Raw genomic sequence first — 21,271 nt, 5'->3', positions numbered from 1 at the left:
TTCGCTGACATCTCCCCCACAAGGGGGGAGATTGGTCGCTCGTAGCACCGTCTTCGACAAACAATTTGGCACTGCAATCGCAGAAACTTCAGACCTCCGGTATGGCGCAAAGCCCACCGCCAACAATCTCCCCCCTTGTGGGGGAGATGTCCCGAAAGGGGCAGAGGGGGGTATCTCGCGGCACGTTCTGCGACTGCTCATCCTCCTCCTCACCCTCCTTCCCCTCCCCGCGCTCGCCGCCTCCAAGGCCGATGTCGAAGCGCAGTTTCAAACCTGGATTCAGAAGGATCTCTGGCCGGAAGCGCGAAAGGCCGGGATTTCGGAAAAGACCTTCCAGGCCGCCTTTGCCGGCGTGATGCTGAACTGGGATCTGCCCGACCTCGAGCCGCCGGGTTTCCCGAAGCCGAAGGAGCAGGCACAGACACAGGCGGAATTCTCCTCGCCCGCCCCCTATTTCAACGAGGCACGGCTGCAGAAGCTCACCGCGACCGGGCGGAGCCTCGCCTCGCAATATGGGCCGGTGCTGCGGCGGATCGAGAAGACCTATGGCGTTCCGGGACCGATCCTGCTTGCGATTTGGGGCCGCGAAACCGGCTTCGGCGCCGCCAAGCTGCCGAATTCGGCGATGCAGGTGCTGGCGACCAAGGCCTTCATGTCGACGCGCAAGGATATGTTCCGCACCGAAGTGATCGCGGCACTGCGCATCCTCGACCATGGCGATGTGACGCCGGATCAGTTCAAGGGCTCGTGGGCCGGCGCGCTCGGCCAGCCGCAGTTCATGCCGACCAACTATCTGAAATATGCCGTCGATTTCGATGGCGACGGCCATCGCAACATCTGGACCTCAGTGCCGGACACTTTGGCCTCCATAGCCAACTATATGGTTCAGAAGGGCTGGCAGCGCGGCCGTGGCTGGGGATACGAAGTGACCATTCCGCAGAATGTGTCCTGCGCGCAGGAAGGACCTGATCTAGCGAAGCCGATCTCGCAATGGGCTTCGCTTGGGATCAAGCCGGTTTCCGGCAAGGCCTTCCCAGCGGACGAAATGCGCGCCAGCGGCATGATGTTGGTCCCGGCCGGCCGCGATGGACCTGAATTCATCGTCACGCCGAATTTCTACGTGATCAAGGAATACAACAATTCCGATCTCTACGGCCTCTATATTGGCAATCTTGCCGACCGCATTGCCAATGGCAGCGGCGCTTTTCAGGAAAAATGGGGCGATGTCGGCAAGATGCTGCGCTCGGATGTCGCCAATATGCAGAAGGTTCTGGAGCACAAGGGCTACGATGTCGGCGGCACGGACGGCCTGCCCGGCTACAAAACCCGGCGCTCGATCGGTCAATGGCAGGAAAAGAGCGGCATGAAGCCCACCTGCTATCCCGATAGCTCCATGCTCGGCGTGCTGAAATAGCTGCGGAAAAGGCTTTCGGCGCGAATGCCTTGCAATTTGCCGGAAAGAGGCTTATATCCGCATCAAATTCTTGATCGTGTGATGAAGAGTGGGCCGCAAGGACCCGCTCTTTTTTATTAGCGCGATCTCCCAATGCATGAACAATGCGGAGTGAATGCTTGTCGGACGTGACAAACGCAGACAATACCAATGAACCCCGGCTGATCGTCGAAACCGGCCTTGATCAGCGCGTCGCCGCGATCATCGAGCCCGTGCTTGTGGGCATGGGCTTCCGTCTGGTGCGCGTGCGCCTCCTCAATCTGAACGGCCTGACACTGCAGATCATGACCGAGCGCAACGACGGCACCATGACCGTCGAGGACTGCGAAGAGGTCTCCATGGCCATTTCTCCGGTCCTGGATGTGGAAGATCCGATCGATAAGGCGTATCATCTCGAAGTGTCTTCGCCGGGTATCGACCGCCCGATGGTGCGAAAGTCGGATTTTCAGCGCTGGATCGGCCATATCGTCAAGTGCGAAACCTCGATCCTCGTCGATAACCGCAAGCGTTTCCGCGGCAAGATCGCCGCCGTCGACAATGACGGCTTCACGATCGAACGCGACCAGGTCGCCTATGGCGAGGAGCCCAAGGTGACCATTCCGTTCAGCACGCTGGCCGAGGCCAAGCTGATCCTGACGGACGATCTCATCCGCGACGCGCTGCGCGCCGATAAGCTGGCGAAAGCCGAGGCAGCGAACCAGAACGAAGCGGACGACCAGGAATAACCGATCAACGAACCGCCTGACGGAACGGGAAACCTGAAGGCAGGAAGACGGAGACTAAGAACAATGGCAGTCAGTGCGAACCGGCTAGAACTTCTGCAGATCGCAGATGCAGTGGCGCGCGAAAAGGTCATCGACCGCGAGATCGTGCTTGCCGCAATGGCGGATGCGATCCAGAAGGCCGCGCGCTCGCGTTATGGCACGGAATCGAATATCCGCGCCGATATCAATCCGAAGACGGGTGAAATCCGCCTCCAGCGTCTGCTCGAAGTGGTCGAAAAGGCCGAAGACTATTCCACGCAGATCCCGCTGGAACTGGCCCGCGACCGCAACCCGGACGCAGCCCTCGGCGATTTTATCGCCGATCCGCTGCCGCCGATGGATTTCGGCCGCATCGCCGCCCAGTCGGCCAAGCAGGTCATCGTGCAGAAGGTGCGCGAAGCCGAGCGTGACCGCCAGTTCGACGAATTCAAGGACCGTGTCGGCGAAATCGTCAACGGCACCGTCAAGCGCGTCGAATACGGCAACGTCATCGTCGACCTCGGCCGTGGCGAAGGCATCATCCGCCGCGACGAAATGATCCCGCGTGAAAACTTCCGCTATGGCGACCGCGTCCGCGCCTATGTCTACGACGTGCGCCGCGAGCAACGCGGCCCACAGATCTTCCTGTCGCGCACGCATCCGCAGTTCATGGTCAAGCTCTTCACCATGGAAGTGCCCGAAATCTACGACGGCATCATCCAGGTGAAGTCGGTCGCCCGCGATCCGGGTTCGCGCGCCAAGATCGCCGTCATCTCGAACGACTCGTCGATCGATCCGGTCGGCGCCTGCGTCGGTATGCGCGGTTCGCGCGTTCAAGCCGTCGTCGGCGAACTGCAAGGCGAAAAGATCGACATCATTCCCTGGTCCAGCGAGCCGGCGAACTTCGTCGTCAACGCGCTGCAGCCGGCCGAAGTCGCCAAGGTCGTTCTCGACGAAGATGCAGAGCGCATCGAAGTCGTGGTGCCGGACGAGCAGCTTTCGCTCGCCATCGGCCGCCGCGGCCAGAACGTCCGCCTCGCTTCGCAGCTGACCGGCTGGGACATCGACATCATGACGGAAGCCGAGGAATCGGAACGCCGTCAGAAGGAATTCAACGAGCGCACCAACCTCTTCATGGACGCGCTCGACGTCGACGAAATGGTCGGCCAGGTTCTGGCTTCGGAAGGCTTTGCCGCCGTCGAGGAACTGGCTTACGTCGATCTCGACGAAATCTCCTCGATCGACGGTTTCGACGAAGACACCGCCCAGGAAATCCAGACGCGCGCCCGCGAATATCTCGAAAAGCTCGAAGCGGAGATGGACGAGAAGCGCAAGGCGCTCGGCGTTTCCGACGAGCTTCGCCAGATCAACGGCATGACCGCACAGATGATGGTCGCCCTCGGCGAGGACGGCATCAAGACGATCGAGGACTTTGCCGGCTGCGCCGCCGACGACCTCGTCGGCTGGAGCGAACGCAAGAACGGCGAAACGAAGAAGTTCGAAGGCCTGTTCTCCAAGCTCGAAGTCTCGCGCGTCGAAGCCGAACAGATGGTCGTGCAGGCCCGCCTGCTGGCCGGCTGGATCACCGAAGCCGATCTCGCCGCCGAAGCCGAAGAGGCATCGGAAGGTGAAGGCGAGGCCGAGCAGGAAGCATGATGAGCGCAGAGGGGCCGAAGGCCGCGCCCGAAGACAACGATCTTTCGGGTGACGGCGCAAATGGCCGTATGTGCATTGTAACACGCGAAAGCGGATCGCCGGATGAGCTGATCCGCTTCGTCGCCGCTCCGGACGGAACAGTCGTTCCGGATCTGAAGCGGCAGCTGCCGGGGCGCGGATGCTGGGTCAAGATCGACCGGGCGCTCGTGGACAAGGCAGTAGCAAAGAAGTTGTTCTCCCGCGCCCTGAAGGCGGAGGTGGCCGCGCCGAGCGATCTCGGCGCCACCGTCGACCGCCTTCTAGCGGCGCAACTGGCCGGGATGATGAACATGGCACGCAAGGCGGGCCAGTTCGTATCCGGCTCGTCGAAGGTGGATGGCGCCGTTCGCAACGGCTCGGCACTTGCCGTGTTCCATGCGATGAACGCCGCCGCCGATGGCGTGCGCAAGATCGATCAGGCAAGGAAGGCCTGGCATCTCGGCATGGAGACCGAAGCGGAAATACCGTCCTTCCGTGTCTTTACGGAGGCGGAAATGGACGAACTGATGGGCCAGAATGCTTTTATCCATGCCGCAGCGCTTGCAGGGCAGGCGGGTGAGGGTGTAGTGAAGCGCGCAAACCTGCTCGAACGGTACCGCAACGGCGGTCAGTCCCGGGCAACGGGCGGCGCTGGCCGGCGAAAACAATGACGCGGTCACCGGCCTTTGCCGGACGCCTCATTAAGGTACATGCATTGAACGACAGGGTCTGACGGACGTTTCCGTGCCCTGTCCGAAGGAACAGGAACGGAATGACCGACAATCAAGACGACAAGACGCTGAGTGTTTCGGGTAAGAAGACCCTCACCTTGAAGCCTTCAGGCGTAAACCAGGGCACCGTGCGCCAGGACATGGGCCGCGGTCGCACCAAGGCGGTCGTGGTTGAGACCCGTAAGCGCCGCCCGCTACGTCCTGAAGACGAAAAGCCAATCACGCCGGTAACGACATCGGCGCCCTCGGTGACGCGCGTCGCCGAACCGACGCCGCAGCCGCCGCGCCCGCCGCAGCCGGCTCCGCGCATTCATCAGCCTGGCGGCCAGCAGCAGCGGCCGGCACAATCCAACCAGGGCTATCAGCAGCGCCCGCAGCAGGAGCGCTCGTCGCGTCCGGTGGTTCTGAACCATCTGTCGGCCGACGAGATGGATGCTCGCCGCCGCGCGCTGGCTGACGCACAGGCCCGCGATGCGGCAGACGCCGTTCGTCGCGCCGAGGAAGAAGCTCGCCGCCGCCAGGAAGAAGAAGCACGCCGCGTCGCTGAACAGGCCGAAGCTGCCCGTCGTGCTGCAGAAGAGGCCGCTCGCGCCGCAGAAGCAGCCAAGGTCGCCGAACAGACCCCGGCAGCTCCGGTCGAGGCGAAGGTTGAAGCTCCGAAGCCGGCTACGCAGCCTGCTCCGGCGCCGGCCGTTGTGCGCCGTCCGGATGCTTCCGCTCCGCAGTCTGCCCGCCCCGGCGCAGCCGCCGCGGAAGCGCCGGCCAATCGCCGTCGCCCGGGCAACGAGGATGAGGAAGGCCGTGGCCCGTCCCGCGGTGCTCCGGTCCGTGGCAAGATCACCCGGCCTGAGCCGGCAAAGCCGGTCACCACGCGTCCGAAGACCGACGAAGAACGCCGCCGCGGCAAGCTGACGGTCACCACCGCCGATGTCGACGAAGACGGCAACGCACGCGGCCGCTCGCTTTCGGCCATGCGCCGCCGCCAGGAAAAGTTCCGCCGCAGCCAGATGCAGGAAACACGCGAAAAGATCTCGCGTGAAGTCGTGCTGCCCGAGACCATTACCATTCAGGAACTGTCGCAGCGCATGTCTGAGCGCGCCGTCGACGTCATCAAGTACCTGATGAAGGAAGGTCAGATGATGAAGCCGGGCGACGTCATCGACGCCGATCTGGCAGAACTCATCGCCGGCGAATTCGGCCACACGGTCAAGCGCGTTTCGGAATCCGACGTTGAACAGGGCATCTTCAATGTTGCCGACGAGGAAGGCGAACTGGTTTCGCGTCCGCCCGTCGTCACCATCATGGGCCACGTCGACCACGGCAAGACCTCGCTGCTCGACGCCATCCGCCATGCGAACGTGGTCGCCGGCGAAGCCGGTGGCATCACCCAGCATATCGGCGCCTATCAGGTCGAGCAGAACGGTCAGAAGATCACCTTCATCGACACGCCCGGCCACGCCGCCTTCACGGCGATGCGTGCTCGCGGCGCCCAGGCGACCGATATCGCGATCCTCGTGGTGGCGGCTGACGACAGCGTGATGCCGCAGACGATCGAATCGATCAACCACGCCAAGGCGGCGGGTGTTCCGATCATCGTGGCGATCAACAAGATCGATAAGCACGAAGCCAATCCGCAGAAGGTCCGCACGGAACTGCTGCAGCATGAAGTCTTCGTCGAATCGATGGGTGGTGAAGTGCTCGACGTGGAAGTCTCCGCGAAGAACCGCACCAACCTCGACAAGCTGCTCGAAGCCATCCTGTTGCAGGCGGAAATCCTTGACCTCAAGGCCAATCCGAACCGCACGGCGGAAGGCACGGTCATCGAAGCGCAGCTCGACCGCGGCCGCGGCTCCGTCGCCACCGTGCTCGTGCAAAAGGGTACGCTGCGTCCCGGCCAGATCGTCGTCGCCGGCGATCAGTGGGGCCGTGTTCGCGCGCTCGTCAACGACAAGGGCGAGCATGTGAAGGAAGCAGGGCCGGCCATGCCGGTCGAACTGCTCGGCCTTTCCGGTGCACCGCAGGCCGGTGACAAGTTCGCCGTCGTCGAAAGCGAAAGCCGCGCCCGCGAAATCTCGGAATACCGCCAGCGCCTCACCCGCGACAAGGCAGCCGCTCGCCAGTCCGGCCAGCGCGGCTCGCTGGAGCAGATGATGTCGCAGCTGCAGACCTCGGGCATCAAGGAGTTCCCGCTGGTTATCAAGGGCGACGTGCAGGGCTCGATCGAAGCCATTGCCGGCGCGCTGGAAAAGCTCGGCACCGACGAAGTGCGCGCCCGTATCGTCCATTCGGGCGTCGGCGGCGTGACCGAATCCGATATCTCGCTCGCCGGTGCATCCGACGCGGCGATCATCGGCTTCAACGTCCGTGCCAATGCTCAGGCCCGCACGCTGGCGGAGCGCGAAGGCATCGAGATCCGCTACTACAACATCATCTACGATCTGGTGGATGACGTGAAGGCAGCGATGTCGGGCCTGCTCTCTCCGGAACGCCGCGAAACCTTCCTCGGCAATGCCGAGATCCTCGAGGTGTTCAACATCACGAAGGTCGGCAAGGTCGCGGGTTGCCGCGTCACCGAAGGCAAGGTCGAGCGTGGTGTCGGCGTTCGCCTGGTTCGCGACAACGTCGTCATCCACGAAGGCAAGCTCAAGACGCTCAAGCGCTTCAAGGACGAAGTCTCGGAAGTCAACATGGGCCAGGAATGCGGTATGGCCTTCGAAAACTACGAAGACATCCGCGTCGGCGATACGATCGAATGCTTCCGCGTCGAGCACATCACGCGCACGCTGTAAGCAATCCTTCGATTTGCTAGATATCAAAACCGCCGGCCGAGACCGGCGGTTTTTTTTAGATGCCGCCGAATGGGGTATGCCATTGAGATGATGACAGAGCTTGCAGGCGATCAGTCCCTCACCGTCTTCTTCGTTCGCCAGCCCGCGGAACATGTCGCCGTGATGCGCCAGGCGGGACAGCGCTTTGCCCTTCGCCGCCCAAGGAACGCACAGAGCGAGACGGCCTGGTTCTTTGTGTCGGCGATCGTGGTCGGCGTAGCGCTTCCCGTCTTTTTCCATCTTCTTCGGGAATATGTTTTCATTCCCGTATTCGGGCTGTCGCGATCGATCGGCCTCGGTGAGATGGCGATCATTTGGCTCGTACCGACACTGATCTGCTACGCACTGATCTTGCTCTATTTTAGGTGGGCCACACGCCGACGCCTAAGGGTGATGCAATCGCGCCTGCGCCCTGATGTCATCGTCACTGTCACGATCACCCCCGAAGGTGCCGCCTGGAATTCGGCACAGACATCGATTTGGCTTGGCTGGAGCGAGATCTTGAATATCAGCCGCCGCAGCGGACGGATTGAATTCGATACCGAAACCTTTGTCACCTACATCCCGGCATCCGCCTTTGCCAATCAGGACGCTCAGGATGCCGCTTTTGCAAGGATTCTCGGCTTCTGGCAGGCCGCAAACTCTCTCCAGCCTTGACCTTTGCGCCGGATCGAGTCATTTGACCCGCTTTATCGCGTCCAGAGGACGCTGCTAACGGAACAACCATGACCAGACCAACTTCTTCCGCGCCTTCGCAGCGCATGCTTCGCGTGGGCGAGCAGGTGCGCTCAGCGATCACGCAGGTTCTGCAGCGCGGCGAAGTGCGCGACGACCTGATCGAGCGCACCGTGATCTCCATTTCCGAAGTGCGCATGTCGCCCGATCTGAAGATCGCGACCGCCTTCGTGACGCCGCTTGGCGTTTCCGACCACGGCGCCGTCATCGAAGCGCTGAACCGCCATGCGAAATATATCCGCGGCCGTCTCGGCCCGCAGCTTCGCCAGATGAAGTACATGCCGGAAGTCCGCTTCCGCGACGACACGAGCTTCGATAATTACAAGAAGATCGACGCGCTGCTGCGCTCGCCCGAGGTCAGCCGTGATCTCGACGACGATAACGACCAAGATCAATAACAGAGACAGAGAATGTCCAAGCCACGCAAGCCTAAGGGCCGTCCGATTTCGGGCTGGCTCATCCTCGACAAGCCGGTGGATTTCGGCTCGACCGAAGCCGTTTCCAAGATCAAGTGGCTGTTCAAGGCCCAGAAGGCCGGCCATGCCGGCACGCTCGATCCGCTCGCCTCCGGCATGCTGCCGATTGCGCTCGGCGATGCCACCAAGACGGTTCCCTACGTCATGGACGGCCGCAAGATCTATGAGTTCACCGTGACCTGGGGCGAGGAACGCGCTTCCGACGACCTTGAAGGCGAAGTTACCGCCACCTCCGACAAGCGTCCGAGCGAAGAAGATATTCGCGCGCTTCTGCCGAAATATACCGGCGTCATTCAGCAAATCCCGCCGCAATTCTCCGCCATCAAGATATCAGGCGAACGCGCCTATGACCTCGCCCGCGAAGGCGAGACGGTCGAGATCCCCTCGCGCGAAGTTGAGATTTTCCGCCTGACGCTGCTTGCCTGCCCGGATGCCAATACGGCGCATTTCGAGGTCGAATGCGGCAAGGGCACCTATGTGCGTGCGCTCGCCCGCGATTTCGGCCGTGATCTCGGCTGTTACGGCCATATTTCCGGCCTGCGCCGCAGCTTCGTCGCTCCCTTCGCCGAAGAGACGATGGTGCCGCTTGCCGATCTCGTGGCGCTGGAAGAGATCGAGGATGCGGACGAGCGACTTGCAGCCCTGGACGCACTGCTGATCGATACGGCCGAGGCGCTGTCTTCGCTGCCACATCTCGTCATCAGCGACGATCAGGCACACCGCCTGAAAATGGGTAACCCGATCCTCGTGCGCGGCCGCGATGCGCCGGTTGCCGAAACCGAGGCCTATGCCACGGCGCGCGGCAAGCTGATCGCGATCGGCGAGATCGGCCAGGGCGAGTTCCGTCCGAAGCGCGTGTTCGGGTGACCTCAATCAACCGCAAATAGCGGCTATTGCGGGTGATGGCTATGCGATATGCTCCCCGACGGGCCAGCATGGCCCGTTCAAAGGGGGCAAACATGCGCAGCGTTGCATTCGGAATAGTTGCATTCCTTTCTCTGTTCCTGACGGTGACGAACGCCCAATCCGCCGAACGGTGGGCCGGGCTACCGCCATTTCCGCCAATGCCGCAGCCGAAAGCGAGCGGCATGGCCGATGTCAACGACATCAAGATGTATTATGCCGAATATGGCGAAGGCGACCCGATCCTCTTCATTCATGGCGGTCTCGGGAATGCCGATGTTTGGGGCGCTCAGGTTGCCGATTTCGCGAGAGATCATCTCGTCATCGTCGCCGACAGCCGCGGGCATGGCCGCTCGACGCGCAGCCAGCAGCCTTTCGGCTACGATCTGATGACCTCGGATTACGCCGCGCTGCTCGACTATCTGAAGGTCGGCAAGGTGACGCTGGTTGGATGGTCCGATGGCGGCATCATCGGCATCGACATGGCGATGAAACATCCCGAAAAGCTGACGCGCGTGGTCGCCCAGGCCGCCAATGTCACCACCGACGGCGTGAAACCCGATGTCATGAGCAACAAGACTTTCAACGACTACATCAACGTCGCCGGCTACTATTACAGGAAGCTGTCGCCGACCCCGAACGAATATGACGCCTTCGTCAAACAGATCTCGAAGATGTGGGAGACGCAGCCGGCATGGATCGCAGCCGACCTCGGCAAGATCACGGTGCCGGTGACACTTGCCATCGGCGACCATGACGAAGCGGTGAAGCTGGACCATACCGAGATGATGGCGAAGGAGATCCCGGGCGCCAAGCTCGTCATCCTGAAGGATGCCAGCCATTTCGCCATGCTGCAGGATCCGGAAGGCTACAATGCCATGATCCGGGATGCCATGGCGGGGCGCTGAAAGGCGCCCCGGGGAGAACCCTCTTTCCATTGGCGCTCATTTGGTTTATAGGCAGCGCCAGCATCAGGCATGCCTGATTGCATTCGCGGCCAATGCTGGACGACATCCCGGCGTTTGGCGACTTCAATCTCCTCTCATAGAAAGGACCATCCGATGTCGATCACTGCTGAGCGCAAGGCTGCGCTGATCAAGGAATACGCTACCGCCGAAGGCGACACCGGTTCTCCGGAAGTCCAGGTTGCGATCCTGACCGAGCGCATCAACAACCTCACGGAACACTTCAAGGACCACAAGAAGGACAACCACTCCCGTCGTGGCCTTCTGACGATGGTTTCCAGCCGGCGCTCGCTTCTTGACTACCTCAAGAAGAAGGACGAAGGCCGTTATACCAAGCTGATCACCAGCCTCGGTATCCGCCGCTAACGGAATTTCCGGCGGGCGTTCACCTGAACGCCCGCCGGATGCTTATGAAGGGTATGAACCCTTGAGACCAGTTTCCCTCGCGCCTTACGCCGGTGCGATACGAAACCGCCGGCAGGCCGGATGGGCCGGTGCTGCCAACAACAACCGTTGACCTGTCATGGGGCAGGATTGCCGGATGCTTTCAGCCGAAGCTTCACGCTTCGGCCGACTTTCGAAAGCCTCTCGTTGTCTTGCCCGTGATGCGTCACATTTCGTGCGGTTGAAGATGTGCCCTGCCGAATTCGTCGGCCTCGGCGCCTTTTCCCGCATAGTGCAAGGACAAGATATGTTCGATATCCATACCGTCGAAATCGAGTGGGCAGGCCGCCCGCTGAAGCTCGAAACCGGCAAGATTGCCCGCCAGGCCGACGGCGCCGTTGTCGCCACCTACGGCGAGACCGTGGTGCTTGCGACCGTCGTTTCCGCCAAGGCGCCGAAGCCGGGCCAGGACTTCTTCCCGCTCACCGTCAACTATCAGGAAAAGACCTACGCAGCCGGCAAGATCCCCGGCGGTTACTTCAAGCGCGAGGGACGTCCGAGCGAAAACGAAACGCTCGTTTCCCGCCTGATCGACCGCCCGATCCGCCCGCTCTTCCCGGAAGGCTACAAGAACGACACGCAGGTTGTCGTCACCGTCATCCAGCATGACCTCGAAAACGATCCGGACATCCTGTCCATGGTCGCGACCTCTGCAGCCCTGACGCTCTCCGGTATCCCGTTCATGGGCCCGATCGGCGGCGCCCGCGTCGGCTACATCAACGGCGAATACGTGCTGAACCCGCATCTCGACGAGATGGACGAATCGAGCCTCGACCTCGTCGTCGCCGGCACGCAGGAAGCCGTTCTCATGGTTGAATCCGAGGCCAAGGAACTGCCTGAAGACATCATGCTCGGCGCCGTCATGTTCGGCCACCGCGGCTTCCAGCCCGTCATCGACGCGATCATCAAGCTCGCCGAAGTCGCCGCCAAGGAGCCCCGCGACTTCCAGCCGGAAGACTATTCCGAGCTCGAGAAGGAAATGCTCGGCCTCGCCGAAGCCGAACTGCGCGACGCCTACAAGATCACGCAGAAGGCCGATCGCTACGCCGCCGTCGACGCCGTCAAGGCGAAAGTGAAGGCACACTTCCTGCCGGAAGAAGGCGAAGCCAAGTACACGGCCGAAGAAGTCGGCGCCATCTTCAAGCACCTGCAGGCGAAGATCGTTCGCTGGAACATCCTCGACACGTCGAGCCGCATCGACGGCCGCGATCTGCAGACGGTTCGCCCGATCCTCGCCGAAGTCGGCCTGCTGCCGCGCACGCACGGTTCTGCGCTCTTCACCCGCGGTGAGACGCAGGCGATCGTCGTTGCCACGCTCGGCACCGGCGAAGATGAGCAGTATGTCGACAGCCTGACCGGCATGTACAAAGAAAACTTCATGCTGCACTACAACTTCCCGCCCTACTCGGTCGGCGAAACCGGTCGCATGGGTTCTCCGGGCCGCCGCGAGATCGGCCATGGCAAGCTCGCATGGCGCGCCATCCACCCGATGCTGCCGTCGGCTGAACAGTTCCCCTACACGCTGCGTGTCGTCTCCGAGATCACCGAGTCCAACGGCTCCTCCTCGATGGCGACCGTCTGCGGCACCTCGCTGGCGCTGATGGATGCCGGCGTGCCGCTGGCAAAGCCGGTTGCCGGCATCGCCATGGGCCTGATCAAGGAAGACGAGCGCTTTGCCGTTCTCTCCGACATCCTGGGTGACGAAGACCACCTCGGCGACATGGACTTCAAGGTTGCCGGCACGGAAGCAGGCATCACCTCGCTGCAGATGGACATCAAGATCGACGGCATCACCGAAGAGATCATGAAGGTCGCCCTGAACCAGGCGAAGGGCGGCCGTCTGCACATCCTCGGCGAAATGGCAAAGGCCATCTCCGAAAGCCGCGGCCAGCTCGGCGAATTCGCACCGCGCATCGAAGTCATGAACATCCCGGTCGACAAGATCCGCGAAGTCATCGGCTCCGGCGGCAAGGTCATCCGCGAAATCGTCGAAAAGACCGGCGCCAAGATCAACATCGAGGACGACGGCACCGTCAAGATCGCCTCCTCCTCCGGCAAGGAAATCGAAGCGGCCCGCAAGTGGATCCACTCGATCGTCGCTGAGCCGGAAGTCGGCCAGATCTACGAAGGTACTGTGGTCAAGACCGCCGACTTCGGCGCCTTCGTCAACTTCTTCGGCGCCCGCGACGGCCTCGTCCATATCTCGCAGCTCGCTTCCGAGCGCGTTGCCAAGACGCAGGACGTCGTCAAGGAAGGCGACAAGGTCTGGGTCAAGCTGCTCGGCTTCGACGAGCGCGGCAAGGTTCGCCTCTCCATGAAGGTCGTCGACCAGGCCACCGGCCAGGAAATCGTTGCCGAAAAGAAGAAGGACGACGCGGCCGAATAAGCCCGCGCCTTCATCCAAGCTCCGGGGCGCGGGATCTTTTCCGCGCCCTTTTTATATTATCGGTGCCGACCGTTTGTAGAAAATGGGTGCCCGGCCCCTCACCCTAGCCCTCTCCCCGCATGCGGAGAGAGGGCTAGGGTAAGGGGCAAGCCCAGAATACGACGATGGTGCATATCCGACAGACGAAACCCATTCCCATAACGAGACCACGCCCATGAGCCGCGATGCCCTGAAGACCCTGTTTCATCCCTTTGCCTCCGGCACCGTCGAGGCGCCCGGCGAGGGTCAGCGGATCCTGTTCCTCGGCGCCGAGGCGGGCTTTGCGCTGCCGGAGGGATTTGCTGCCGAGCTTTCCGCCGTCCAGGGCTTCCGTCCCTTTTATCGCCAGCTGCAGGCGCAGCGCATCAACGTGACGCCGGAGATCGAAGGCGAAGGCTATGACGGCGCGCTCGTGCTTTGCGGTAAGCACAAGGGCGAAAACGAGGATCATATCGCCGAAGCCCTGACGCGCGTGAGAGAAGGCGGCCTCATCGTCGTTGCCGGCGGCAAGGAAGATGGCATCCAGCCGTTGCGCAAGCGCGTCGAGGCCTTCGGTCTTGCGATCGAGCACATGCCGAAATATCACGGCGTTGCCTTCTGGTTTACCCGCCCCGCCGATATCAAGCTGCTGACGGCGCAGCTCGCAAAGCCGGCGACGCTCGTCGACGACAGCTTCACCACAGCGCCCGGCATGTTCTCCCACGACCGTATCGACGCCGGCTCCGAACTTCTTGCCTCGCGCCTGCCGACCGATTTTACCGGCGATGCTGCCGACTTCGGCGCCGGCTGGGGTTACCTCTCCGTCGAGCTGGCAATGAAGTCGCCGAGAATCGAACGCATCGACCTCTACGAGGCCCATTACGGCTCTCTGGAGGCCGCACGCGCCAATCTGCTGTCGCACTGCCCCAAGGTCGCCCAGCGCTTCTTCTGGCACGATCTGGCGAGCGAGCCGGTCAAGGACAAGTACGACCTGATCATCATGAACCCGCCCTTCCATGAGGGCCATGCCGCCGAACCTTCGCTCGGCCAGGCGATGATCAAGACCGCCGCTTCGGCATTGCGCGGCGGCGGACGGCTGATGCTGGTCGCCAATCGCGGCCTGCCCTACGAACCAGTGCTGGCGGAGAATTTCAAGGAGTTCGGCGAGACCTGCCGCAACGCCCGCTACAAGGTGCTTTGGGCGAAGAAGTAAGCAGAGAAGGCGGCCGTCGGCCGCCTTTCTTTTATGCGAGACTCAACCTGCGCCGCTTGGCGCCGCAGAGTACCCGCAGGACTCTTCCTCTACCGTCATCCTCGGGCTTGACCCGAGGATCCACGCACAAGCGTTCCAATCGGACGCATCCGGTTGAGCCACAGAAGAGAGTCCACCGCGGATCGTTGTTACAATGCCCGAGGACGCGGTAACGCATACGGGGCTTGTGTCTGGATCCTCGGGTCAAGCCCGAGGATGACGAAGTGTGGGTATGCTGCGTTGTTGGCGAACAGATCACGCCTCACGCGGCGCCCTCGCGGCCCATTCGCGGCTCAGCACGGCGTAGACGCATTCATCGCCCCAGACACCATTGAAGCGATCGTTTTCAATCAAAAGCGCCTCGCGGCGCAGGCCGAGCCGTTCGACGACACCGACCGAGCCGGCATTTTTCGCATCCAGCCGTGCAAAGATCCGGTGGAAGCCGAATTTTTCGAAACCGAGGGTAATCATGGCTTCCGCCGCCTCGGTGGCATATCCCTTCCTGGCATAGGCTGGGTTGGAGGTATAGCCGAGCTCGGCCTGAAGTGCGGCCTTGCTTGCGAATGTCAGGCTAACGTCACCCACCAAAGCGCCATCCTCCCGCCGTATGACAGCGCATAACAGCGTATCTCCGTCCTCGGAGAAAGGGGAGTTCAGGCGGATATCGAAACGCTCTCGCAACACCTCAGGCGAAGGTGGATCGCGATAAAGAAAACGATAGATCTCCGGCAGGGAGCGATAGGCGCTGTAGGCGACAAAATCCTCCGGCACAAAGCGGCGGAGGATAAGACGGCCGGTCGATGCCAAAGGTTCTGCGTCGTCGATGGACGTCATCGGGAATCCTCTGAAAGGATATCCGGAAATTGATCCTCCCGGCCAAAACCGGGAGGACACGACTGAGATCGGAGGCTTATTCCGTGTCTGCGCTCGACAGCGTTTCCAACGTTGGCATGGAAGTGATGTTGTAGCCAGCATCGACAAAATGGACTTCGCCGGTGACACCTGCTGCCAGATCCGACAGGAGGTAGAGCGACGACGAGCCGACCTGATCGATGGTGACGGACTTGCGCAGCGGCGCGTTGCGCTGGTTCCAAGAGAGGATGGCACGGGCGTCGGAAATGCCGGCGCCGGCGAGCGTGCGGATCGGACCGGCGGACACGGCGTTGACGCGGATGCCGCGCGGGCCGTAATCCGCAGCCAGATAGCGGACGGAAGCCTCGAGAGCCGCCTTGGCGACGCCCATGACATTGTAGTTCGGGATCACGCGCGTCGAACCATTATAGGTCAGTGTGAGCATGCTGCCGCCTTCCGTCATCAGTTCGGCGGCACGCTTGGCGACCTCGGTGAAGGAGAAGCAAGAAATCACCATGGTACGGGTGAAATTCTCTCGCGTGGTGTTGGCGTAGAGTCCCTTCAGTTCGTTCTTGTCGGAAAAGCCGATGGCGTGGACGATAAAGTCCAGCTTGCCCCAGCGCTCCTTGATGGCGTCGAAGACGGCATCGACCGAAGCGAGATCCTCGACATCGCACGGCAGAAGGAAATCCGAGCCGACTTCGCCTGCGAGCGGCTTCACCCGCTTGCCGAGCGCTTCGCCCTGAAAGGTGAAAGCCAGTTCCGCGCCTTCGGCGGCCAGCGCCTTTGAAATACCCCAGGCAATCGAATGGTTGTTTGCGACGCCCATAATGAGGCCGCGCTTACCCTGCATAATTCCCGTCATTGCCTTATCCGTTATAGCGCTGGAATACGAGCGTGGCGTTGGTGCCGCCGAAGCCGAAAGAGTTCGAAAGAGCGATATCGAACTTGGCGTTATCAATACGCTTGCGCACGATCGGCACGCCTTCGAATTCCGGATCGAGTTCGGTGATATGGGCGCTTTCGCCGATGAAGCGCTCCTGCATCATCAGGATCGAATAGATCGATTCCTGCACGCCCGCTGCGCCGAGCGAATGGCCCGTCAGCGACTTGGTCGACTGGATCGGCGGGATCCTGTCGCCGAAGACTTCGCGGATCGCGCCGATTTCCTTGCTGTCGCCCACCGGCGTAGAGGTGCCGTGGGTATTGATATAGTCAATATCGCCCTTCACGGTGGCGAGCGCCTGACGCATGCAGCGTACCGCGCCTTCGCCCGACGGCGCGACCATGTCGTAACCGTCGGAGGTGGCGCCGTAGCCGATGATTTCGGCATAGATCTTGGCGCCGCGGGCCTTGGCATGCTCAAGCTCTTCCAGAACCAGAACGCCGGCGCCGCCGGCGATGACGAAGCCGTCACGCTTGGCGTCATAGGCGCGCGAGGCGGTTTCCGGATGGTTCTCATTGAAGTCCGACGACATGGCGCCCATGGCGTCGAAGAGGTTCGACATGGTCCAGTCGAGATCCTCGTGGCCGCCGGCGAACATGACATCCTGCTTGCCCCACTGGATCATTTCAGCGGCATTGCCGATGCAATGCGCCGAGGTCGAGCAGGCGGACGAGATGGAGTAGTTGACGCCGTGGATCTTGAACCAGGTCGCAAGCGTGGCCGAGGCCGTCGACGACATCGACTTCGGCACGGCGAAGGGACCGATACGCTTCGGGCTGTTGTTCTTGCGGGTGATATCAGCCGCCTCGATCAGCGTGCGCGTCGACGGGCCGCCGGAGCCCATGATGATGCCGGTGCGCTCGTTGGTGATATCGCTTTCCTCAAGGCCGCTATCTGATATCGCCTGCTTCATGGCGACATGGTTCCAGGCGCCGCCCTGTGACAGGAAGCGCATGGCGCGGCGATCCACCAGGTCGGTCGTATCGATCTTCGGCGCGCCCCAAACCTGGCACTTGAAACCGTGCTCGGCGAAATCGGGGGAGAAGGAAATGCCGGATTTGGCGTCGCGCAGCGAGGCGGTCACTTCTTGAGCATTGTTTCCAATCGAAGAGACAATACCCAGACCCGTAACAACTACCCGTCTCATGTCGATGACCTTTTCTAAAACATCTGTCTTTGTGGAGGCGGCGGAGCCGCAGTTCAGGCAACCTTGTCCTTGGACAGGCCCACGCGCAGGTCCGTCGCCTGATAGATGGTCTCGCCATCGGCCTTCAGCCAGCCGTCGGCGGTGCCAAGGACGAGACGGCCGCGCATGACGCGCTTGAAGTCGATGCCGTATTCGAGAAGCTTCGTGTCCGGACGAACCATGCCCTTGAACTTCACTTCGCCAGTGGAAAGCGCCATGCCGCGGCCGGGCTCGCCGAGCCAGCCGAGGAAGAAGCCGGTCAGCTGCCACATGCCGTCGAGGCCGAGGCAGCCCGGCATGATGGGATTGCCGGCAAAATGGCAGGGGAAGTACCAATCATCGGGGCGCACGTCGTATTCGGCGCGAATATAGCCTTTGTCGAAGGCTCCGCCCGTTTCGGAAATATCTGTAATGCGATGGACCATCAGCATCGGTGGCAGGGGAAGCTGTGCGTTGCCCGGGCCGAACAGCTCGCCGCGGCCACAGGACAGGATTTCCTCGTAATTGAAGCTGGATTGTCTCGTCGTCATAAAAATTCCGTTTCCCCCGCATGAATGCCGATGGATGTGAAGCTTTAGTGCAAGATCGACAGAAAATGAAGCGTAACCATCACACTCTCATTCAGCCGTTCGATCGAACACAGTAGCTCCTATGTGGTGGTCGCATACAGGAACGCCAGAGCTGCTACCAGTGCCAAATGCGGCAAAAGCCCGATTTTTCCGGCTTTTGAGCACCTTCCCACCCCATGGAAACTATTGAAAGCAATCAAGGCAAAAGTTATATGGCTTAGTAAAGAATTATAGAGATCAGGAATCCGGAGTCCCTGAATGGCGGAAGAAGCCGAAATCGCGATCGAAACCAGGCTGCGCAATGTCGGCCTGAGACCGACCCGACAGCGGATCGCACTGGGAGACCTCCTCTTCGCCAAGGGCGACCGGCATCTGACGGTGGAAGAACTGCACGAGGAAGCCGTTGCCGCCGGCGTTCCGGTTTCGCTCGCGACCGTCTACAACACGCTGCATCAATTTACCGAGGCAGGCCTGATCCGCGTGCTCGCCGTCGAAAGCACCAAGACCTATTTCGACACCAACGTCTCCGACCACCATCACTTTTTCGTGGAAGGCCACAATGAGGTGCTGGATATCCCGATCAGCAACCTGACGATCGACAATCTGCCCGAACCGCCGCAGGGCATGGAAATCGCCCATGTCGACGTGGTGATCCGCCTGCGCCGCAAGCAGAGGCAATAGGCAATAGGCAATAGAATTGTTTCATAGCGTCCCGCTATTGCCCACTGCCCAATTCCTGATGCCTCGCGTCTACATCACATCGTCCGGATGCCGGCCTGGCTTGTGGTGATAGGTCGGAAAGGTCCAGCCGAACCAGAGCGCGCCGCCGCGCACTGCGAAGGCCGCGATCACGCCCAATCCCGCGGAGGCATAAAGCGGCAGCATCGTTGCATTGGCGGCGGTGAAGACGCCGGCGCCGACGATTGAGGCCGTCACATAGATTTCCGGGCGCAGCAGGACCGAAGGTTCATTCGCAAGCAGATCGCGCAGGATGCCGCCGAAGGTCGCCGTCAGCGCGCCGGTGACGATCGCGACGGTAGGCGAGCCCGTGGCCGCCATACCCTTGGCCGCTCCCATCACGCAGTAGGCCGATAGTCCCACGGCATCGAGCCAGATGAGCAGCCGATAGCGCGATTCGAACAGGTGCGCGGTGAAGAAGACCAGAACGCCGACCATGGCGCAGATAATAATATAGGTCGGATTCAGCACCCAGAAGACCGGCACCCGGCCAAGGACGATATCACGCAGCGTGCCGCCGCCGATACCGGTGACGGCCGCCAGGAACAGGAAGCCGATCAGATCGAGCTGCTTGCGCGAAGCCGCGAGCGCGCCGGTTGCGGCAAAAAGGGCGACGCCGGCATAATCAAGAAACGAGAGAAGCGACATCGAAAACTCCAACGGGAGGCCGGCAATTTTTTCGAAATGAATCACGACGGCAAGGGCCGCGCAAGCAGGCGCGTGCAAAGATGTCGCAGCGGCTGCGGCTGCTATCGTGGCCGTAACGGCGCTTCGAAAAGGAATCCCCCGTGAAATCCCTGCTGATCGTAATCCTCAACCTCTTCGCTCTCGTGATCATGCCTGCCGTGGCCGAGGCGCAGCAATCGATCCTGCAGGACCCCGTGGCCTTCGAGAAGGATCACTTCACCAAAAGCTGCGACGGCCAGGTGAGCTTCGGCGATCATTTCGCTACCCAGCAGGACATCAACAACGACAAGCTGATGGATATCGTCATTAATGAGGGCGAGATCACCTGCAAGGGCGAAAAAGGCCCCTACTGCACGGACGAAGGCTGCCCCTACAATTTCTACGTCCAAGTGGCCGAGGGCGGCTATCTGCTCGTCGCCACGGCGAAGATCTACGGCTACGATTTCATCCAGCGTTTCGGCAACATGGTGCTGGTCATGAAAATGCATCCGCGCTTCTGCGACCGCAAGGATGGCGAAGCCGCTTGCGAAATCACCGTCAGGGTGCGCGGCGTCAAATTCGTCACCATATCTCAGAAATAGAATTTACGGTGCGTGCACGTCATTCGGCCCGGACATGTGGCGACGGTCCGGCCACATAATATTATGGTCCGGGATAGAGTGCCGAGGTCCGGCCGACCGCGTAATAGCCGACCAGACCGACCCATTCGCGCAGGCCCGTCGCCAGCAGTTGGGCATTGCGTGATGGCTGGGTGAAATCGAGGCCGAGGCTTTCCTTGCCGGTGCTGCGGTAATCGACCGGCCAAGGTACGACATCGATGCCCTGTTTGCGGAAGATGCCCATCGAGCGCGGCATATGGAAGCCCGAGGTGATGAGCAGGCAATTCGAAAGACCGTTCTGCGCCAGCAGCTCCTTCGTATTGACGGCATTCTCGAAGGTCGTGCGTGACGTCTTGTCCTCGACCATGCGGCTTGTCGGAATGCCGAGCGCGGTGAAGAAACGCTCGGAAATCACGGCATCGCCCTCATAGGTGCCGCCGATCGAGCCATCGCCGCCCGAGATCACGATGCGTGACTGCGGGTATTTCTGCGCGAGACGTAGCGCTTCGATCAGCCGGTCGCCGGCCGAATCGAGCTCATAGCCGCCTCGGACCGTCGTCACTTCGTTTTGCGTGGCACCGCCGAGAACGATCATGCATTTGAGATCGGCGGGATCGGCTGCGGGGTGCGGAAAACGCTCTTCCAGCGCCTGAACAACATAAGCGCCGGCCGTCGTATACAGCGAGACGAACAGGATCAGCGCCGACAAGAGCGCCGAGATGATAACAGTAGCGCGCCAGCGCAGCAGAGCGGCAATGAATGCCAGCAGGACAAACAGAAAGGCCAGCGACAGCGGCTGACCGAAAATCCAGACAAGTTTCGAAAAAACGAACACGGCACATCCTTACGCTTGTCGGCAAAACGATTCGCTTACTCCCTAGCAGATTTTTGTGCACTGCAATGTGGCTATTTCGCCCGTCGCGCCGTCGGGGCCGCCGCCGCCAACCGCTGGCTGAAGTGGCACTGCAGTGGGCGAGGGATAAACAGAGTGATGAGCGCGACTATTGAAACCAGCGCCCCAAAGGTGCGGGCGAGGAGAGCTCCGATGACGGCGCATGATATCATGCCGCTCCAGGGCACGATCTG

Annotated in this window: 20 protein-coding genes; 14 read left to right on the top strand and 6 right to left on the bottom strand. The window is 61.3% G+C overall.

The window, feature by feature from the left end:
• The first annotated feature begins 31 nt into the window (after window positions 1–31).
• The 12 genes from AC13QY_RS30675 to AC13QY_RS30620 all read left to right on the top strand — a co-directional run bounded on the left by AC13QY_RS30675 (window position 32) and on the right by AC13QY_RS30620 (window position 14,569).
• Window positions 32–1,414 (top strand): lytic murein transglycosylase, encoded by a 1,383-nt coding sequence (locus AC13QY_RS30675; protein WP_488494433.1) that lies wholly within the window; start codon window positions 32–34, stop codon window positions 1,412–1,414.
• Between the two features lie 158 nt (window positions 1,415–1,572).
• A complete protein-coding gene (rimP, locus tag AC13QY_RS30670) occupies window positions 1,573–2,178 on the top strand; it encodes a ribosome maturation factor RimP (RefSeq protein WP_113330935.1) in 606 nt (201 codons plus the stop codon).
• Window positions 2,179–2,241: 63 nt separating this feature from the next.
• On the top strand, window positions 2,242–3,852 hold the full coding sequence (gene nusA / locus AC13QY_RS30665) for a transcription termination factor NusA (protein ID WP_069613595.1): 1,611 nt from the start codon (window positions 2,242–2,244) through the stop codon (window positions 3,850–3,852).
• A complete protein-coding gene (locus AC13QY_RS30660) occupies window positions 3,849–4,541 on the top strand; it encodes an RNA-binding protein (protein WP_145324199.1) in 693 nt (230 codons plus the stop codon). The genes nusA and AC13QY_RS30660 overlap by 4 nt, the downstream gene beginning before the upstream one ends.
• A 101-nt stretch (window positions 4,542–4,642) precedes the next feature.
• A complete protein-coding gene (gene infB / locus AC13QY_RS30655; protein WP_113330938.1) occupies window positions 4,643–7,390 on the top strand; it encodes a translation initiation factor IF-2 in 2,748 nt (915 codons plus the stop codon).
• A 69-nt stretch (window positions 7,391–7,459) separates the two neighbouring features.
• Complete coding sequence (locus AC13QY_RS30650) at window positions 7,460–8,086, top strand: hypothetical protein (RefSeq protein WP_488494432.1); 627 nt, start codon at window positions 7,460–7,462, stop codon at window positions 8,084–8,086.
• A gap of 68 nt (window positions 8,087–8,154) precedes the next feature.
• Window positions 8,155–8,562 carry a 30S ribosome-binding factor RbfA gene (gene rbfA, locus AC13QY_RS30645; protein ID WP_069613592.1) on the top strand — a complete coding sequence of 136 codons (408 nt, stop codon included), beginning with the start codon at window positions 8,155–8,157 and terminating at the stop codon, window positions 8,560–8,562.
• A 12-nt stretch (window positions 8,563–8,574) separates the two neighbouring features.
• Complete coding sequence (gene truB / locus AC13QY_RS30640; protein ID WP_069613591.1) at window positions 8,575–9,507, top strand: tRNA pseudouridine(55) synthase TruB; 933 nt, start codon at window positions 8,575–8,577, stop codon at window positions 9,505–9,507.
• 92 nt (window positions 9,508–9,599) lie between these two features.
• Window positions 9,600–10,451, top strand: a complete 852-nt coding sequence (locus AC13QY_RS30635; protein WP_488494431.1) for an alpha/beta fold hydrolase — start codon at window positions 9,600–9,602, stop codon at window positions 10,449–10,451.
• 153 nt (window positions 10,452–10,604) lie between these two features.
• The gene (rpsO, locus tag AC13QY_RS30630; protein ID WP_069613589.1) at window positions 10,605–10,874 is read left to right on the top strand and encodes a 30S ribosomal protein S15; all 270 of its coding nucleotides are present in this window, start codon (window positions 10,605–10,607) and stop codon (window positions 10,872–10,874) included.
• Window positions 10,875–11,199: 325 nt separating this feature from the next.
• On the top strand, window positions 11,200–13,338 hold the full coding sequence (gene pnp / locus AC13QY_RS30625; RefSeq protein WP_472516154.1) for a polyribonucleotide nucleotidyltransferase: 2,139 nt from the start codon (window positions 11,200–11,202) through the stop codon (window positions 13,336–13,338).
• A 214-nt stretch (window positions 13,339–13,552) separates the two neighbouring features.
• Window positions 13,553–14,569, top strand: coding sequence for a class I SAM-dependent methyltransferase (locus AC13QY_RS30620; protein WP_488494430.1), 1,017 nt, complete (start codon window positions 13,553–13,555; stop codon window positions 14,567–14,569).
• 294 nt (window positions 14,570–14,863) lie between these two features.
• On the opposite strand, the gene AC13QY_RS30615 is transcribed toward AC13QY_RS30620, so the two are convergent.
• The 4 genes from AC13QY_RS30615 to fabA form a co-directional block, all read right to left on the bottom strand.
• Window positions 14,864–15,442 (bottom strand): GNAT family N-acetyltransferase, encoded by a 579-nt coding sequence (locus AC13QY_RS30615; protein ID WP_488494429.1) that lies wholly within the window; start codon window positions 15,440–15,442, stop codon window positions 14,864–14,866.
• A gap of 76 nt (window positions 15,443–15,518) precedes the next feature.
• Window positions 15,519–16,325 carry an enoyl-ACP reductase FabI gene (gene fabI / locus AC13QY_RS30610; RefSeq protein ID WP_113332403.1) on the bottom strand — a complete coding sequence of 269 codons (807 nt, stop codon included), beginning with the start codon at window positions 16,323–16,325 and terminating at the stop codon, window positions 15,519–15,521.
• 4 nt (window positions 16,326–16,329) lie between these two features.
• Window positions 16,330–17,553: a beta-ketoacyl-ACP synthase I gene (gene fabB / locus AC13QY_RS30605; protein WP_488494428.1), complete on the bottom strand. Its 1,224-nt coding sequence runs from the start codon at window positions 17,551–17,553 to the stop codon at window positions 16,330–16,332.
• A 53-nt stretch (window positions 17,554–17,606) separates the two neighbouring features.
• Complete coding sequence (fabA, locus tag AC13QY_RS30600) at window positions 17,607–18,122, bottom strand: 3-hydroxyacyl-[acyl-carrier-protein] dehydratase FabA (RefSeq protein ID WP_015338264.1); 516 nt, start codon at window positions 18,120–18,122, stop codon at window positions 17,607–17,609.
• Window positions 18,123–18,419: 297 nt separating this feature from the next.
• On the opposite strand from fabA, the gene irrA reads away from it, so the two are divergent.
• Window positions 18,420–18,842 carry an iron response transcriptional regulator IrrA gene (gene irrA, locus AC13QY_RS30595; protein WP_113332404.1) on the top strand — a complete coding sequence of 141 codons (423 nt, stop codon included), beginning with the start codon at window positions 18,420–18,422 and terminating at the stop codon, window positions 18,840–18,842.
• Window positions 18,843–18,911: 69 nt separating this feature from the next.
• On the opposite strand, the gene AC13QY_RS30590 is transcribed toward irrA, so the two are convergent.
• Entirely contained in the window at window positions 18,912–19,547 is a 636-nt protein-coding gene (locus AC13QY_RS30590) for a trimeric intracellular cation channel family protein (protein ID WP_069615392.1), read from the bottom strand.
• A gap of 140 nt (window positions 19,548–19,687) precedes the next feature.
• On the opposite strand from AC13QY_RS30590, the gene AC13QY_RS30585 reads away from it, so the two are divergent.
• Window positions 19,688–20,167, top strand: a complete 480-nt coding sequence (locus tag AC13QY_RS30585; protein WP_113332405.1) for a hypothetical protein — start codon at window positions 19,688–19,690, stop codon at window positions 20,165–20,167.
• A gap of 61 nt (window positions 20,168–20,228) precedes the next feature.
• Here the strand turns inward: AC13QY_RS30585 and AC13QY_RS30580 are convergent, their stop codons facing one another.
• Entirely contained in the window at window positions 20,229–21,020 is a 792-nt protein-coding gene (locus AC13QY_RS30580; RefSeq protein WP_488494427.1) for a YdcF family protein, read from the bottom strand.
• Window positions 21,021–21,271: the final 251 nt, after the last annotated feature.

The organism is Martinezella sp. CNPSo 3795 (assembly GCF_057784475.1).
The sequence above is the reverse complement of the archived record's forward strand: the minus strand, read 5'-3'. Positions and strand labels throughout refer to the sequence as shown.